Raw genomic sequence first — 15,881 nt, forward strand, 5'->3', positions numbered from 1 at the left:
ACGCGGTCCGGCCGGTCGGGTGACCCCGACCGGCCGGCGCGTTCTCGTCTCGTCCCCGGTCACGCCACCAGGCTGGCGAAGACGACGATGTTGTCCGGGTAGCTCTTGGCGGCCTCGTCGAACTGGCCGCCGCAGGTGACCACCCGCAGGCCGGGCCGGTCGCTGGGCCCGTAGACCAACTCGGTGGGGAAGGCTGTCTTCGGGTACGACTTCACCGAGTCGACGGTGAAGGTGGCCGGCACTCCGTCGGCCCGGCGCACGGTGACGGTGTCGCCGGGAGTCAGGGCGCCGAGGTCGAAGAAGACGGCCGGGCCGAGCACCGCCGAGTCCACATGCCCGACGACGACCGCGTTGCCCGTCTCGCCGGGACTCGCACCCGGCTCGTACCAACCGGCCTTGTCGGCCTGGTCGAGCGGGGGAACCTGGACGGTGCCGTCCGGGTTGGTGCCCAACGACATGATCGTCGCGTCGACACCGATCCGGGGGATCTCGATGCTGGTCGGCGCCGAACGGGCCAGCCCCGCCGGCGCGTCTCCGGCCGGCTGCCCGTCGACCGGCGGAGCGTCGTCGGCGGTGGTCGCCGGCCCGGTGGCCTCGGGCCCGGCCTGGGCCAACGGCTGCGGCGGTCGGGGAGCGGGCGTGTCCTTCAGACTGGCGCCGATCATCCCGGCGCCGATCATGGCCATGGTGACGACGACGGCCGCGCCGGCGGCGCGCCACGGTCTCCCGTGACGGCCGCCGGCCCGTGTCGTCGTCACGTCAGACGAGCGAACCATCGGTCCGCCGACGACGCATCAGCACGATCCCGCCCAGCGCGGCAGCGCCGAGCAGGCCCGCCCCGCCGGTGGCCAGGCCACGGTCGGTGCCGGTGCTGGCGCCACCGTCACCACCGTCGACACCGCCGTGCGGCAGCACGACGAGCTCGCCCTCGCCGCACGAGCCCTTGAGCTCGTAGCGACCCGGCTTCGCGTCCTTGTCGACCTTGGCCTCGCCGTAGTAGACGAACTCGCGCTCCTTCTCCCAGTCGCGCTCGTCGGAACGGCCCTCGTCCGAGCCGTAACCGCCGTGCTCGTCCGAGCCGTAGCTGCCGCCCTTGTCGGAGCCGTAGCCGCCTTCGTCGGAGCCGTGCTCGTCCTTGGAGTCCCAGCCCTTGTCGGAGCCGTAGCCGCCTTCGTCGGAGCCGTGCTCGTCCTTGGAGTCCCAGCCCTTGTCCGAGCCGTAGCCGCCCTCGTCCTTGGAGTCGGAGCCGTGCTCGTCCTTGGACTCCCAGCCCTTGTCCGAGCCGTAGCCGCCCTCGTCGGAGCCGTGCTCGTCCTTGGAGTCCCAGCCCTTGTCCGAGCCGTAGCCGCCCTCGTCCTTGGAGTCGGAGCCGTGCTCGTCCTTGGACTCCCAGCCCTTGTCGGAGCCGTAGCCGCCCTCGTCGGAGCCGTGCTCGTCCTTGGAGTCCCAGCCCTTGTCCGAGCCGTAGCCGCCCTCGTCCTTGGAGTCCGAGCCGTGCTCGTCCTTGGACTCCCAGTCCTTGTTGCCTTCGTCCTTGGAGTCCCAGTCCTTCTTGTCGCGGTTGTCGTCCGCGTCCTGGCCGTGCTCCTCGCCCTTCCAGTCCTTGCTGCCCTCGTCGCCGTAGGCGTCGGCGGCCGCGCCGCCACCCTGGCCGCCGGGCTGCGACTTGTCCTTGCCCTCGTCGCCCTTGCCGTTCTCGTCCTTGCCGTGCTCGTCCTTGCCCTTGTCGTCCTTGCCGTTCTCGTCCTTGCCCTCGTGGTCCTTGCCCTTGTCGTCCTTGCCGTGCTCGTCCTTGCCCTTGTCGTCCTTGCCGTTCTCGTCCTTGCCGTGCTCGTCCTTGCCCTTGTCGTGGTCCGAGGAGTTCTCCTCCTCGCGCCACTCGCGGTCCTCGCCCCGGTCCTCGTGGGCCGGCTTGAGCTTGACCTTGCCGGTGACCTTGGACCACACGTACGCGTGCTCCTGCCGATCCGGGCAGATCTCGAGGAGCTTGACCTCATCGCCAGCCTTGACGACGTGCGGCTTGGCGTAGACCTTGCCGTCGCGGTCCTTAGCGTCGTCGTGGCCGTTGGCGAACGCGATCCCCGGCGCGAACACCAGAAGCGACGCGCCGCCGAGCGCGGCGCCCGCAACGACCTTCCCGAGCATCTTCTTAGCCATGACCTGCGTCACTCCATCCCTGTTGTCCTGAGCTCGGCGACAACCGAGCTAAGACCGACGTTAGACGGTTTCATGACTTATGAAGTGAAAGATTCGCGTTTTAACTTTTGATCCAAGTAAGAGGTGAAGGGGTGCTACGCGGCTTTCGCCGCGCTGAGTGTCGTCTCAGGCGCGGGGCGCCCCCTCGTGCGATGCACGGTGTTCCGGCCTCCGTGTGCCCAGCCCGCGCCGGACATCCCGGTCGCGGCAGCTGCGCTCCGCGACGTGCTGTCCGAGCGTGCTCGGGGGTATCGTCCGAAACGGATCGAGGGATGGTCAGGGCGCGCAACACATCGAGCCATTGCCATGGAAGCGCTCCCATGCGAGAATCGTCCAACGCGGTGAGGTGAGCCACACCGCGCAGGCTGGGAGTCGAGGGCACCGGTTCGCCGGGCGACGTCCCGCCGCCGATCGACCGGCCGACGCATCGGCCGCGCACCACCACCACCATCGCCCGTCCGGGTCGGGCGCTCCCAAAGATTCCCGTTGGCGCCGGAGGCCGTCCGTGCAGGACGCCCGCCGGGCCGTCTCGCCGGGCCGTACGCGGGCCCGGTCTCGCCCAAGGAGATCAGTGGCATGAATGTGTGGAGAAGGCTGTCCGGCCCACGCCGGGCCATGGCGCTCGCCGGCGCGGGTGTCCTGGTCGCAGGCGGGTTGGTGACGATTCCGGTTACCGCGGCACATGCCGCGACGCAGTGCGACATCGCCTACACGAGCAACGACTGGCCCGGCGGTTTCACCGCCAGCGTCACCATCAAGAACGTCGGCGACCCGCTCAACGGCTGGACGCTGGGCTGGACCTTCCCCAACTCCGGCCAGCGGGTGCAGCAGGGCTGGTCAGCGACGTTCACCCAGTCCGGCAGCCAGGTGACCGCCCGGAGCCTGTCCTACAACGGCACCCTCGCCACCGGTGCGTCGACGAGCATCGGCTTCAACGGCGCGTGGAGCGGCAGCAACCCGAAGCCGACCTCGTTCACCCTGAACGGCGTGGTCTGCAACGGTGGCACCACCCCGCCGACCGACCCGCCGACCGATCCTCCGACGGACCCGCCGACCGACCCGCCGACCGATCCTCCGACCGACCCGCCCACCAACCCGCCGGGCACCAAGGTCGACAACCCGTACGTCGGGGCACGCGGTTACGTGAACCCGGAGTGGAAGGCCAAGGCGGACGCCGAGGCCGGTGGAAGCCGCGTCTCCAACAACCCCACCGCCGTCTGGCTGGACCGGATCGCCGCGATCAACGGCACGCCGGACAGCAGCTCCAACGGCGCCTTCGGGGTGCGGCAGCACCTGGACGAGGCGCTGCGTCAGGGCGCCGGCTACATCCAGTTCGTGATCTACAACCTGCCCGGCCGGGACTGCTCCGCGCTCGCCTCCAACGGTGAGCTGGGCCCGGACGAGCTGCCGAAGTACAAGGCCCAGTACATCGACCCGATCGCCGCGATCCAGGGCGAGTCGAAGTACAGCAGCCTGCGGATCATCAACGTCATCGAGATCGACTCGCTGCCGAACCTGGTCACCAACACGTCCGGTCAGCCCGGCGGCACGGTCATGTGCGACACGGTCAAGGCCAACGGCGCGTACGTCAACGGGGTTGGCTACGCCCTCGCCAAGCTTGGTGCGATCGGCAACGTCTACAACTACATCGACGCCGGACACCACGGCTGGCTCGGCTGGGACTCCAACTTCGGCCCGACCGCCGACATCCTGAAGACCGCCGCGGTCGCCTCCGGCAGCACGGTCAACAACGTGCACGGGTTCATCACGAACACCGCGAACTACTCGGCGCTGACTGAGCCGTACTTCAAGGTCACGGACAACGTGAACGGTCAGACGGTGCGGCAGTCCAAGTGGGTCGACTGGAACTTCTACGTCGATGAGCTGTCCTTCGCCCAGGCGTTCCGTACCAAGCTGGTCTCGGTCGGCTTCAACTCCAACATCGGGATGCTGATCGACACGTCCCGTAACGGTTGGGGCGGCTCCGCGCGACCCACCGGGCCGGGCGCCACGACCAGCGTCGACACGTACGTCAACGGGGGTCGCATCGACCGTCGGGCCCACCTCGGCAACTGGTGCAACCAGGCCGGCGCCGGCCTCGGCGAGCGGCCGCGGGCCAACCCGGCGACGGGCATCGACGCCTACGTCTGGGTGAAGCCTCCGGGCGAGTCGGACGGCTCCAGCAAGGAGATCCCGAACAACGAGGGCAAGGGCTTCGACCGGATGTGCGACCCGACGTACGGCGGTAACGCCCGCAACGGCAACAACCCGTCCGGGGCGCTCGGGGACGCGCCGATCTCCGGTGCGTGGTTCTCCGCCCAGTTCCAGGAGCTCATGCGTAACGCGTACCCGGCGCTCTGACCGGATCGCTCCACACCCACCGGCCGCCGGCAGTTGGTGAGGCACTGCCGGCGGCAGGTTCCCCCCGGGTCCCCGGCCCGACCGTTCTGGTCGGGTCGGGGACCCCCCTCATGCCCGGGTCAGGGCACGGTGCGTTCGATCGCCGCCCGTCCCTGCTCGGCCAGGTCACGGCGGGCCTTCTCCAGGTTCTCCGGTGTGAGGTCCTGGCCGCGGGCCATCACCAGGTCCTCCGGCTCCCAGGGCTGCTCCGCGCCGGTGCGGATGTTGTCCCCGCCAGCGCCGGTGCCCGTCCCGGTCGCGCCGGTGCCGGCCGCGTACGGGTCGCCGATCAGCTCGTCGGTGTCCGGTGCGAGGTCGTCCGGTCGACTGCGGGGCTCGGCGAAGCCCGGAGTGTCCTGGTCGGGCCCACCTCCGGTGCGGAACTGCGAGATGGTGATGTCATCATCCACCGCCGAGGCCACCTCCGGGCTGTCCTCCAACGGCGGTTGGCGATCGCGATCCGTCATGGTGCTGCCTCCTGGGTCCGACACGTCGTTTCCCTCGCGTACCCCCTGGTGCCGCGCTCATGCCGCACGGCCCGGCGGTCAGGCCGGGCCGTGCTCGGTGGGATGCGGTCCGGCCGTGTGGCCCGGAGGTCAGCTCCCGGGGGGCTGCTCGTTCGGGGCCGGCGGGTCCGCGGGGCGCAGCCACTGCCAGAGCAGCATGAGCAGGCCGAAGGCGAGCATCGACAGCCCCGCCCACAGGTTGATCCGTACACCCTCGGCCTTGTCGATCTCGGCCCGGCTGTCGAAGACGCCGATCAGCGTCACGATGATCCCGTACGCCACGAAGAGGCCACCGATCACCCGGCGGATGTCGAACAGCCGGGCCGCGGCGGAACGCCGTTGCTCCGCCTCCGACTCGTCGATCAGCGGGTCCTGTGCCGGCTGGCTGTGGTTGTCCATCTGCCGACCCCTTTCCTAGAAGACCGGGATGTAGAAGAGGGCGGCCAGCGCGACCGCGATCACGCCGAGGAGCACGGGAGAGCGGTACCAGACGGCGTCGCCGGCGAGCACGTCGCCCTTCAGGTCGATGCCACCCATGCCGTAGACCAGCCCGCGCAGCTCCTCGTCGCGCTTGGGCGCGGTGAGCGGGGTGATGATCGCGGCGACCACCACCGCCGTGACGAATGCGAGGCCGGCACCCCAGAAGCTCTCCTCCAGGTCGGAGTTGAAGTGGATCACTCCGCCCTTGTAGAGCAGGTAGAGGCTCAGCGACACCAGGGTGCCCAGCAACAGCGACCAGAAGCCGGCCAGCGCCGTCATCCGCTTCCAGAACATGCCGATGATGAAGGTGGCGAACAGCGGCGCGTTGAAGACGGAGAAGAGCGCCTGGATGTAGTTCATGATGTTGCTGAACCCGGCCGCGATGAACGCGGTGCCGATCCCGATCACCACCGCGGCGACCGTCGCCCACCGGCCGACCTTCAGGTAGTGCTCGTCGGACCGCCCGGGCCGGACGTACGCCTGCCAGATGTCGTAGGTGAAGACGGTGTTGAAGCCGCTCACGTTGGCCGCCATGCCGGCCATGAACGAGGCGAGCAGGCCGGTGACCGCCACCCCGAGCACGCCGTTGGGGAGCAGGTCGCGCATCAGCAGCGGGATGGCGTTGTTGTACTGGAGGTCGCCGCTCTCCGCGCCGAGCCCCTTGACCGTGACCAGGGCCACCAGGCCGGGGATCACCGTGACCAGGGGGATGAACAGCTTCGGGTACGCGGCGATGATCGGCGTACGCCGGGCGGCGCTCATGTTCTTGGCCGAGAGCGCGCGCTGCACCTCGGCGAAGTTGGTCGTCCAGTAGCCGAACGACAGCACGAAGCCCAGGCCGAAGACGATGCCGATCCAGTGCGCGCCGAGCGGGTTGGCGGTGCTGCCGGTGTCCTGCCACGCGTGCAGGCCCGCCTCGCCGAGTTTGGTGTCGCCGACCGCGTCCATCAGACCGTTCCACCCGCCGACCTTGACCAGGCCGATCACGGTGACCGGGATGAGACCGGCCAGGATGACGAAGAACTGGAGCACCTCGTTGTAGATCGCCCCGGACAGGCCGCCGATGGTGATGTACGCCAGCACGATCGCCGCGCCGACCACGATCGCCGTCCAGAGCGGCCAACCGAGCAGCGCCTGCATGACGAGGGCAAGCGCGTAGAGGTTCACCCCGGCGATCAGCACCTGGGCGACGGCGAAGCTGAGCGCGTTGAGCAGGTGGGTGGGGCGGTTGAACCGCAACCGCAGGTATTCCGGCACGCTGCGGACCTTGGAGCCGTAGTAGAAGGGCATCATCACGATGCCCAGGAAGACCATGGCCGGGACCGCGCCGATCCAGTAGTAGTGGACCGTCATCACACCGTACTGGGCCCCGTTCGCGGCCATTCCGATGATCTCCAACGCGCCCAGGTTCGCCGAGACGAAGGCGAGACCGGTCACCCAGGCCGGCAGGGACCGGCCGGAGAGGAAGAAGTCGACGCTGGTCTTGATGGCCCGGCGCGCGGCGAAGCCGACCCCGAGGACGGTGACGAAGTACAGCGCCAGGATCAGGTAGTCCAACCCGTTCATGTTGAGCCGAAGACCGTCGCCGTCCATCCCGTCACCCCTCGTCCCGAACGCCCGCGCTGTGTGCCGCGCGCCCTATTACCCCCGGGGGGCAGTTTCACTCCCGCCGGACGGGTTCGGTGTGTTCGGCCCCGCTCGGGCGCTCTGGCAGGCTGCCGACGACAGAGGGCGCCCCGGCCGTCCGGCCGGAGCGCCCTCCTCGATCGTGAGACTCAGCGACCCAGTACGCGGTCCAGGAAGTCCCGGTAGTTGCGCACCGCCATGCGCAGTTGCTCGGTGTCGGCCGAGCCGGCGTCCTGCCACCCGCCCAGCGTGTTCTTCTGCGCGGCCAGCGCCGAGGAGAGGGCCTGGATGGCCTCCTCCACCAGCGACTGCGCCTCGCCGGCTGCCGCGTGCGGATCGTCGACGAAGCGCAGCTGGACGTCCCGCCAGCGGTCCCGGAAGCCCTGCGCGGTGTCCGTGTCCAGGAGCGTGGCCGGCTCGGCCGCGACGGTCGACCCGATGGGCCGCGACGTCCCGGCGGACTCCAGCGAGGTGTTGGTGCCGTCGGCGGGGACCGGTTCGCCGTCCGCGTCCGGGTCGACCATCTCCGGCGTGGCGCTGCCGTAGCCGGCCGCGCCGACGTCCGGGTCGCCGGTCAGGTCGTCGCGCCGCTCGGGGGCGCCGTCCGTGCTGCCCGGCGCCACGACGGTCCGTGCGGACGTGTCCGCGTCGGCGCGGGCGTCGAGGTCCGCGTCGTCGTCGACATCCGTGTCGCGGCGGTGCAGCTCGGCGGTGGGGTCGGCGCGCAGACCCTCACGCTCACCGTCCTCGGCGCCGTCGCCCGGCTGGGCGGTCCGCTCGGCCCGGGGGTCCGGCTGGTCCTGCGGACGCGGGCTGGCCAGCGCGGAGGCGGCCACCGCGTCGGCCACCGTGGTGGCGCCGAACGCCGTCGGCAGCGGCCCCGGCTCGTGGAAACCGCCCTCGTCGGTGGACCGGCCGTCCCGCCGGTGGCGTGGGTCGGCGTCGTCGGCCCGCTCGTCGACCGGGTCGTACGCGGCATCCCGTTCGGCGTCGTTCGTCCGGTCGGTGTCGTTCGTCCAGTCCGGGTCGGTGCCCCGCTCGTCGAAGGTGCCCCGCTCGTCGAGGGCGTCCTCCGGTACGTCGGAGCGGCCGGCCCGGTCGCCGGCCGGGGGTACCGGCACGGGCGCGGACCGGACGGCCTCCGGGTGGTCGTTGCTCACCTGCTGCTCTTCCTGGCGCATCGGTGGCCTCCTCAGCGGCTCGTGGCGTCGTGGTCCGGGTGGTGGCGCTGTTCGGGAGTGCTGTGGCCGAGCGGTTCCTCGCCGAGCAGGTCGGCGAAGAGTGCCCGGTAGTGGACGACCGCCTGCCGGAGCTCCTCGGTGCTGGCCTCGCCCCGGGTGTTGCGCAGGTGGATGTCGTGCGCGTCCCGGTAGTTGGTCAGCGTGCGGGCGTGCTCGACGGAGAGGTGGGCGATCTGGTCGGAGAAGTCGCCGGTCGGGTAGCCCCGCTCCTCGATGAGCCGGGTGACCAGTTCGTCCGCGTCGCCGACGGTCTCGCCGGGCGAGTCGATGAAGCGGATCTGGAGTTCCTCCCAGGCGGCGCTGTAGCGGGCCCGGGACTCGGGGCTGAGCGGGGTGAGTGAGAGCTCGGCGTGCCGGCGTTCCCGATCGCGCAGCTCGCGCTCCGCGGCGGTCCGGCTGTCCTGCTCCGACACCACCCGGTCGTACTCCGGCCCGAACTTGCTGCGCAGCGCGCGACGGCGGCCGAGTGACCGGGCGGCCACGGCCGCCGCGATGATCACCAGCACGACGAGCACGATGACGATTACCTGAGTGGGCGACATGGGCTCCTCCTTCGTCACCTGGTATTCCCTCCGCACACTGATCGCCAATCCCGATCCGGGACACTTTCCTGACGAGAGACGCAGTTCACCACCACACTGAAACTTGACTCATTCCAGAAAAGGCGGTTGGGTGGGGCGATGCACCCACAGACCAGCAAGCCGATCCTCACCACCCGGCAGGGTCACCCCGTGCACAACAACCAGCAGCAGCGGACGGTTGGCTCCCGGGGGCCCGCGACGCTGGAGAACTACCACTTCCTGGAGAAGATCAGCCACTTCGACCGGGAGCGGATCCCCGAGCGGGTGGTGCACGCGCGCGGTTTCGTCGCGCACGGCGAGTTCGAGGCGTACGGGACGATCGGCGACGAGCCGGCCGCGACCTACACCCGGGCCAAGCTGTTCCAGACGCGGGGCACGAAGACCCCGGTCAGCCTCCGCTTCTCCACCGTCATCGGCGGCCGGGACTCCTCCGAGGCCACCCGCGACCCGCGTGGCTTCGCGGTGAAGTTCCGCACCGAGGACGGCAACTGGGACCTGGTCGGCAACAACCTGCCGGTCTTCTTCATCCGGGACGCGATCAAGTTCCCCGACGTCATCCACTCGTTGAAGCCGGACCCGGTGACCTTCCGTCAGGAACCGAACCGGATCTTCGACTTCATGTCCAACACCCCCGAGTCGATGCACATGCTGACCTGGCTGTTCAGCCCGCGCGGCATCCCGGCCAACTACCGGACGCAGGACGGCTTCGGCGTGAACACGTACCGCATGGTCAACGCCGCAGGCGAGGGCGTGCTGGTCAAGTACCACTGGAAGTCGCGGCAGGGCATCGAGTCGCTGACCGAGGAGCAGGCCGCCGCCATCCAGGCGAGCGAGCTGGGCCACGCCTCCAAGGACCTCTACGAGGCGATCGAGCGCGGCGAGTACCCACAGTGGGAGCTGAACGTCCAGATCATGAGCGACGACGAGCACCCGGAGCTGGACTTCGACCCGCTGGACGACACCAAGACCTGGCCCGAGGACGTGTTCCCACTGCGCCCGGTCGGCCTGATGACGCTCAACCGCAACGTCAGCAATTTCCACAACGAGAACGAGCAGATCGCGTTCGGCACCGGCGTGCTGGTCGACGGCCTGGACTTCTCCGACGACAAGATGCTGGTCGGGCGCACCTTCTCCTACTCGGACACCCAGCGCTACCGGGTCGGCCCGAACTACCTCCAGTTGCCGATCAACGCGCCCCGCGAGGACGTCCAGGTGAGCACCAACCAGGACGGTGGTCAGATGGCGTACGGGGTGGACAGCCGGGGCGGCAACCCACACATCAACTTCGAGCCGTCCACGGTGGCCGGTCTCCAGCAGGCTGACGAGTCGTACCGGGAATACCAGCCGTTCGTCTCGGGTCGGGTCATGCGAGCGCCCATCGAGCGGCAGAACAACTACGCCCAGGCCGGTGAGCGCTTCCGCACCATGCCGCAGTGGGAACGCGACGACCTGGTGAAGAACATGATCAACCTGCTGGGTCAGTGCGACAAGCAGATCCAGGAGAAGATGGTCTGGCACTTCAGCCAGTGCGACGACGCCTACGGCCGGCGGGTCGCCGAAGGGCTCGGCATCGCCGACAACGCCTGACCTTGCCCAGCACGACGTACGCCCCGCCGGTGCGCCAGCGGGGCGTACGCCGTCTGCCGGCCGGGCACCCCCCTTCGCCGGGGCGTGTCTCGGAGCGTCGATCCAGACGCGACGGGCGGTAGTGCAACGGGCCTTGATTACGTATCCTGCCCAAGGCGCCCGCGCTGGTGCCCGACGTCGACGCCGGGCACGCAACCGGCCGACGCGTTGCCCGGCGGTGCCGGCACCCCTCCTGCCACCCCTGTACGGGCGAGGTCTGATGAGAACCCGCGACTGGCCGATCCGCTCGAAGCTGACCGCGTTGGTCGTCGCGCCGGTGAGCGCCCTCCTGGCTTTGTGGATCTTCGCGACCACCCTGACCTTCGGTCCTGCCCTCAATCTGCTCTCCGCCCGCACCCTGCTGTACGACCTGGGCCGCCCCGGCGAGGCCGTGGTCACCGAGTTGCAGCGGGAACGCCGCCTCTCGGTGGTGCAGCTCGCCGGCAGGACCGACCTGCCGGCCCTGGCCGAGCAGCGTCAGCGCACCGATCGCGCGGTCGCCGAGCTGCGTCGCCGGGTCGACGGCGAGGCGTTGCGCGACGCCGCCAACGACCTGCTGGAGGACCGCGTCGACCGGCTGGTCACCGCCCTGGCGGCGCTGCCGACCGGCCGGGACTTCATCGACGACCGGATGATGGACCGGCCCGGCGCGATCGGCCTCTACAGCGGCATGGTCACCGCGGCCTTCCAGGCGTTCTCCGCGATGGCCACCCTGACCGATCCCGACATCAACCGGCAGGCGCTGGCACTCACCGCGCTGGGCCGATCCCGGGAGATGCTCGGGCAGACCGACGCCATGCTGGCCGGCGTGCTGACCGTCGGCCGCTTCGCCGACGGGGAACATGCCCAGCTCGTGCAGTCCATCGGCAACCAACGGTGGCTCACCGAGAACGCCGTGGCCGACCTGCCCCAGGCCGGGCGCGTCGCGTACCAGCGACTGACCGAGAGCCCCGCGTTCACCAGCCTGCGCGCCATGCAGGACGCGCTGGTCGCGGCCAGCAGGCCCGGCCGGCCACCGGTCGACGCGGCGTCGTGGCAGGCCAGCCACGACGCCGTACAGCAGCAGCTGCGGGACTTCGAGCTGGCCGAGGCCGACGGTCTCACCGACCGCTCGGTGCCGATGGCGGTCCGCATCCTGGTCCGGCTGGCCGCCGCCGGGGTGCTCGGTCTCGCCGCCGTGGTGATCTCGGTGCTGGTGGCGGTGCGGGTCGGCCGCACCCTGGTCCGACGGCTCAGCGGGGTCCGCACCGCCGCCCTGGAGCTGGCCGAGCACCGTCTGCCGGACGTGGTGGCCCGACTGCGCCGAGGTGAGCAGGTCGACGTCGCCCGGGAGGCGCCCCCACTGGAATACGGCAACGACGAGATCGGCGAGGTCGGGCGCGCCTTCACCGAGGTGCAGCGCACCGCCGTCCAGGCCGCGGTGGACGAGGTCACCCTGCGTCGCGGGCTCAACGAGGTCTTCCTCAACATCGCCCGACGCAGCCAGAGCCTGGTGCACCGTCAGCTGCACCTGCTCGACCGGATGGAGCGGCGCGCGGAGGACCCGGACGAGCTGGCCGAGCTGTTCCAGGTCGACCACCTGGCGACCCGCCTGCGCCGGCACGCCGAGGACCTGGTCATCCTCGCTGGCTCCGCGCCCGGCCGAGGGTGGCGCAACCCCGTCGCGATGGTCGACCTGGTCCGTGGCGCGATCTCCGAGGTCGAGGCGTACGACCGGGTGGACATCACCGCCACGCAGTCGGCCGGAGTGCTGGGCCGGGCCGTCGGCGACGTCATCCACCTGCTGGCCGAGCTGGTCGAGAACGCCACCGCCTTCTCCCCGCCGGACACCCGGGTCACCATCGTCGGGGAACAGGTGGCCAACGGGTACGCCCTGGAGATCACCGACCAGGGGCTGGGCATGTCCGAGGCGGCGTTGGAGACCGCCAACACCCGACTGGCCAGCTCGCCCGAGTTCGACCCGGCGCAGAGCGCGCGACTGGGGCTGTTCGTGGTGGCCCGGCTGGCGGCCCGGCACCACGTACGGGTGCGGTTGCGACCCTCCGGCAAGGGTGGAACGACCGCGGTGGTCCTGATCCCCAGCGACCTCGTCACCACCGAGCCTCCGGCCGGCCCCGACCCCGCCACCCTGGGTGCCGCCCCGGCCGACGCGGGTCGACGGCTGGCGCGCCCGGTACGCCGCGGCAGCGTGCCCCGCGCACGCACCCGCCCGTCCACGTCCCCGCCCGCCGCCGCCACACCGCCCGCCGGCCCGCCGTCACCTGCCTCCACCACCGGGGCGGCGACCTCGGGCGCGTCCGCGCCGAACGGGACCGGCGACGCGGGGGCGCAATCGTCCGCCGGTGCGGCCGACGACGGGCTGGACGGCCTGCCCCGCCGGGTGCGACGCCACACTCCCGTCGCCCAGCCCCGGTCGACCGTCACCGACACCCCCTCGCCCCGATCCCCGGAGGAGGTCCGCCGAGTGATGGCCGCCCTCCAGGCCGGCACGGCACGCGGACGCGCCACCGTGATCACCTCGCCGGCGCCGAGCGGCCCGGCGGCCACCGCTGACCCCACCGACCCGGCGACGACCGCCGAACTCCCCAACCGCGACTGAGAGGGACGCCTAGTGCGGCATTCGACGAAGCAGAGCGCCGGCCTCGACTGGTTGCTCGACGAGCTGGTGCAACGGGTCCCGGCCGCCCGGGAGGCGGTCGTGCTCTCCGCCGACGGTCTGCTGCTCGGCTGCTCGGCCGAGTTGGAGCGCTCCGACGCGGAGCACCTCTGTGCCCTCGCTGCCGGCTTCTCCAGCCTGGCCCGAGGCGCCAGCCGTCACGTGGACGGCGGCCCGGTCCGCCAGACCGTCGTGGAGATGGAATCGGCGTACCTCTTCGTCACCGCAGCCGGGCAGGGTGCCTGCCTGGCGGTGGTGAGCGACGCGGACGCGGACATCGGGCTGGTCGCGTACGAGATGGCGATGCTGGTCATCCGGGTGGGGGAGAGCCTCGCCGCGCCGGCCCGATCGTCGGTGGGAACCGGTGATGCGGACTGAGCCGCCCGGGCCGCAGCACGAGTGGCTGGACAGCGACGCCGGCCCGGTAGTGCGGCCGTACACACTCACCAGAGGGCGGGTACGCTCCGCCGTCGACGGTTTCAACCTGGTCGCGTTCGTGCTGGCCGGATCGGACGTCGACGCGGCGAGCCACCCGCACCTGCTGCCGGAGCACCGACGGCTGGTCACGTTGTCCCGCCGGCCGGTGTCGGTGGCCGAGTTGGCATCCGAGCTGGACCTCGCGGTCGGTGTGGTGCGGGTCCTGCTCGGTGATCTCCTGGCTGAAGGCCTGGTCGCGGTGCACGAGCCGCCGGCAGCCGGCATCCTTCCCGACGACGACATCCTCAAGGCGGTGGTCAGTGGACTCCGTGCGCTATGACCATGTGGGCACCAGCACCACGATCCCGCTGGCACTGAAGATCCTCATCGCGGGAGGCTTCGGGGCTGGCAAGACGACGTTGGTGAGCGCCCTGAGCGAGGTCCGCCCGTTGCAGACCGAGGAGGTGCTGACCGGTGCCGGGATCGGCACCGACGACATCTCCGGGGTGGAGGGCAAGTCGACCACCACGGTGGCGATGGACTTCGGCCGGATCACCATCAACGAGGACCTCCAGGTCTACCTGTTCGGCACCCCCGGTCAGGACCGGTTCTGGTTCCTCTGGGACGAGCTGGCCTTCGGTGCGCTCGGTGCGGTGGTGCTCGCCGACACCCGTCGACTGGCGGACTGCTTCCCCTCCATCGACTACTTCGAGCAGCGGGGCATCCCGTTCGTGGTGGGGGTGAACTGCTTCGACGACTCGCGCCGGTTCAACCTGGAGACCGTACGCCGGGCGCTAGACCTGGACCCGGACGTGCCGATGGTGCTCTGCGACGCCCGGGACCGGCAGTCCGGGAAGATGGTGTTGATCTCTCTGGTCGAGCATGTGGCCCGGCAGCGCGGGGAGCCGGTGCCGGCGGCCTGAGATCCGGGCCGGAAAGCCGGTTAAGGGCCGGGCAACGCGGGCAGCCTCTGGTTGGATCAGCGGGGGACGCCAGCGGAGGAGTCGGACGTGAGTGGTCAGGGTGAGGTTGTCCACATCGGGGGTTACACCGCGCAGAGCGGTGGGCGGGGCAGCGGCATCGTCGCGGCACACCGCGACCCGACGACGGGGGCACTGACCCCGCTCGGCACGGTGGCGGTGACCGCGTCCCCCTCCTTCCTGGCGCGGCACCCCACCCACCCGGTGCTCTACGCGGTCAACGAGCTGACCGACGGGGAGGTCAGCGCCTGGCGGGTCGGGTCTGAGGGCAGGCTGGACCCGCTCGGCAGCCGGTCGACCGGCGGTGCGGAGCCCTGTCACCTGGCGGTGCTGCCCGACGGCGGTCACCTGGTGGCGGCCAACTACGGCAGCGGCAGCGTCGCGGTCTTCCCGCTCGACGCGCAGGGCGTGCCCGGAGAGCGCACCGACCTGGTCGTGCACGAGGGGCACGGCCCCGACCCGGAGCGCCAGGACGGCGCGCACGCCCACATGGTCTCGCCGGGTGCCGGCCGGGCACCGCTCCTCGCGGTGGACCTCGGCACCGACTCGGTCTACCGGTACGACCTGGACGACGCGACCGGGCGGCTTGTGCCCCGTGTGCCGCGCATCCGTACGGCGCCCGGCACCGGGCCCCGGCACCTGGCCCGGCATCCGGACGGACGACGCTGCTACCTCGTCGGTGAGTTGGACGCCTCGGTCACCGCGTACGAGCTGACCGACGACGGCGCGTTGCACCAGCGCGGTCGGGTCGAGGCCAGCGAGCGGTCCGGTCATGTCCAGCCGTCGGAGGTCGCGGTGGCCCCGGACGGCCGCTTCCTCTACGTCGCCAACCGGGGGGTGGGGACCCTGGCGGTCTTCACCCTGGCCGGGGAGCTGCCGGAGCTGGTGGCCGAAGTGGACACCGGCGGCGAGTGGCCCCGGCACTTCGCGCTGATCGGTGAGCACCTCTACGTCGCTGACGAGCGGGCCGACATGGTGCGGGTTTTCCGGCGAGACATCGACACCGGTGTCCCGGAGGCGGTGGGGGAGCCGGTGCTGGTGCCGAGCCCGACGTGCGTGCTCCCCTGATCCGGCGGCGTCGAAACGCGAAGGTGGTGCTGATTCGGCAACGCCACGAGGCCGCTGCGTCACTCTGTGTCGCTAAATAGTGGTCAACTGTTTCTCCTGCGTAA

The 15,881-nt window shown here is 70.7% G+C and carries 14 protein-coding genes; 7 read left to right on the plus strand and 7 right to left on the minus strand.

Features of this window, described 5'->3' with window-relative positions:
• Window positions 1-59: 59 nt before the first annotated feature.
• A complete protein-coding gene (locus tag LADH09A_RS06835; protein ID WP_238644017.1) occupies window positions 60-758 on the minus strand; it encodes a class F sortase in 699 nt (232 codons plus the stop codon).
• Window position 759: 1 nt separating this feature from the next.
• The gene (locus LADH09A_RS06840) at window positions 760-2,157 is read right to left on the minus strand and encodes a putative sodium/potassium/calcium exchanger (RefSeq protein ID WP_238644019.1); all 1,398 of its coding nucleotides are present in this window, start codon (window positions 2,155-2,157) and stop codon (window positions 760-762) included.
• Window positions 2,158-2,772: 615 nt separating this feature from the next.
• Between LADH09A_RS06840 and LADH09A_RS06845 the strand changes: the two genes are divergently transcribed.
• On the plus strand, window positions 2,773-4,557 hold the full coding sequence (locus LADH09A_RS06845; RefSeq protein ID WP_238644020.1) for a glycoside hydrolase family 6 protein: 1,785 nt from the start codon (window positions 2,773-2,775) through the stop codon (window positions 4,555-4,557).
• Window positions 4,558-4,676: 119 nt separating this feature from the next.
• Here LADH09A_RS06845 and LADH09A_RS06850 read toward each other — a convergent pair whose 3' ends face one another.
• The 5 genes from LADH09A_RS06850 to LADH09A_RS06870 all read right to left on the minus strand — a co-directional run bounded on the left by LADH09A_RS06850 (window position 4,677) and on the right by LADH09A_RS06870 (window position 8,991).
• Window positions 4,677-5,063, minus strand: coding sequence for a hypothetical protein (locus LADH09A_RS06850; RefSeq protein ID WP_238644022.1), 387 nt, complete (start codon window positions 5,061-5,063; stop codon window positions 4,677-4,679).
• A gap of 129 nt (window positions 5,064-5,192) precedes the next feature.
• Window positions 5,193-5,501 carry a hypothetical protein gene (locus tag LADH09A_RS06855; RefSeq protein WP_238644024.1) on the minus strand — a complete coding sequence of 103 codons (309 nt, stop codon included), beginning with the start codon at window positions 5,499-5,501 and terminating at the stop codon, window positions 5,193-5,195.
• 15 nt (window positions 5,502-5,516) lie between these two features.
• Window positions 5,517-7,175, minus strand: coding sequence for a sodium:solute symporter family protein (locus tag LADH09A_RS06860; RefSeq protein WP_238644026.1), 1,659 nt, complete (start codon window positions 7,173-7,175; stop codon window positions 5,517-5,519).
• 182 nt (window positions 7,176-7,357) lie between these two features.
• Window positions 7,358-8,389: a hypothetical protein gene (locus LADH09A_RS32045; protein ID WP_238644028.1), complete on the minus strand. Its 1,032-nt coding sequence runs from the start codon at window positions 8,387-8,389 to the stop codon at window positions 7,358-7,360.
• Window positions 8,390-8,400: 11 nt separating this feature from the next.
• Window positions 8,401-8,991 (minus strand): hypothetical protein, encoded by a 591-nt coding sequence (locus tag LADH09A_RS06870; RefSeq protein WP_238644029.1) that lies wholly within the window; start codon window positions 8,989-8,991, stop codon window positions 8,401-8,403.
• A 138-nt stretch (window positions 8,992-9,129) separates the two neighbouring features.
• Here LADH09A_RS06870 and LADH09A_RS06875 point away from each other — a divergent pair, with 138 nt between their 5' ends.
• The 6 genes from LADH09A_RS06875 (at window position 9,130) to LADH09A_RS06900 (ending at window position 15,777) form a co-directional block, all read left to right on the plus strand.
• Window positions 9,130-10,617, plus strand: coding sequence for a catalase (locus LADH09A_RS06875; protein ID WP_238644030.1), 1,488 nt, complete (start codon window positions 9,130-9,132; stop codon window positions 10,615-10,617).
• 259 nt (window positions 10,618-10,876) lie between these two features.
• Complete coding sequence (locus tag LADH09A_RS06880) at window positions 10,877-13,255, plus strand: sensor histidine kinase (protein ID WP_238644031.1); 2,379 nt, start codon at window positions 10,877-10,879, stop codon at window positions 13,253-13,255.
• A gap of 12 nt (window positions 13,256-13,267) precedes the next feature.
• Window positions 13,268-13,690, plus strand: coding sequence for a roadblock/LC7 domain-containing protein (locus LADH09A_RS06885; RefSeq protein WP_179780696.1), 423 nt, complete (start codon window positions 13,268-13,270; stop codon window positions 13,688-13,690).
• On the plus strand, window positions 13,680-14,069 hold the full coding sequence (locus LADH09A_RS06890) for a DUF742 domain-containing protein (RefSeq protein ID WP_238644032.1): 390 nt from the start codon (window positions 13,680-13,682) through the stop codon (window positions 14,067-14,069). The genes LADH09A_RS06885 and LADH09A_RS06890 overlap by 11 nt, the downstream gene beginning before the upstream one ends.
• On the plus strand, window positions 14,050-14,652 hold the full coding sequence (locus LADH09A_RS06895) for a GTP-binding protein (RefSeq protein ID WP_238644033.1): 603 nt from the start codon (window positions 14,050-14,052) through the stop codon (window positions 14,650-14,652). Before LADH09A_RS06890 ends, LADH09A_RS06895 begins: the two co-directional genes overlap by 20 nt.
• Window positions 14,653-14,739: 87 nt before the next feature.
• Window positions 14,740-15,777 (plus strand): lactonase family protein, encoded by a 1,038-nt coding sequence (locus LADH09A_RS06900; protein WP_238644034.1) that lies wholly within the window; start codon window positions 14,740-14,742, stop codon window positions 15,775-15,777.
• The last annotated feature ends 104 nt before the right edge of the window (window positions 15,778-15,881 follow it).

Origin of the sequence: Micromonospora cabrerizensis (assembly GCF_022230955.1) — a bacterium.
GTDB lineage: Bacteria > Actinomycetota > Actinomycetes > Mycobacteriales > Micromonosporaceae > Micromonospora > Micromonospora cabrerizensis.

What these genes read in the sequence shown, in the direction of transcription:
- LADH09A_RS06840 (WP_238644019.1), bottom strand. Translation starts at nt 2,157, where the DNA reads ATGGCTAAGAAGATGCTCGGGAAGGTCGTTGCGGGCGCCGCGCTCGGC.
- LADH09A_RS06845 (WP_238644020.1), top strand. Translation starts at nt 2,773, where the DNA reads ATGAATGTGTGGAGAAGGCTGTCCGGCCCACGCCGGGCCATGGCGCTC.
- LADH09A_RS06850 (WP_238644022.1), bottom strand. Translation starts at nt 5,063, where the DNA reads ATGACGGATCGCGATCGCCAACCGCCGTTGGAGGACAGCCCGGAGGTG.
- LADH09A_RS06855 (WP_238644024.1), bottom strand. Translation starts at nt 5,501, where the DNA reads ATGGACAACCACAGCCAGCCGGCACAGGACCCGCTGATCGACGAGTCG.
- LADH09A_RS06860 (WP_238644026.1), bottom strand. Translation starts at nt 7,175, where the DNA reads ATGGACGGCGACGGTCTTCGGCTCAACATGAACGGGTTGGACTACCTG.
- LADH09A_RS32045 (WP_238644028.1), bottom strand. Translation starts at nt 8,389, where the DNA reads ATGCGCCAGGAAGAGCAGCAGGTGAGCAACGACCACCCGGAGGCCGTC.
- LADH09A_RS06870 (WP_238644029.1), bottom strand. Translation starts at nt 8,991, where the DNA reads ATGTCGCCCACTCAGGTAATCGTCATCGTGCTCGTCGTGCTGGTGATC.
- LADH09A_RS06875 (WP_238644030.1), top strand. Translation starts at nt 9,130, where the DNA reads ATGCACCCACAGACCAGCAAGCCGATCCTCACCACCCGGCAGGGTCAC.
- LADH09A_RS06880 (WP_238644031.1), top strand. Translation starts at nt 10,877, where the DNA reads ATGAGAACCCGCGACTGGCCGATCCGCTCGAAGCTGACCGCGTTGGTC.
- LADH09A_RS06890 (WP_238644032.1), top strand. Translation starts at nt 13,680, where the DNA reads ATGCGGACTGAGCCGCCCGGGCCGCAGCACGAGTGGCTGGACAGCGAC.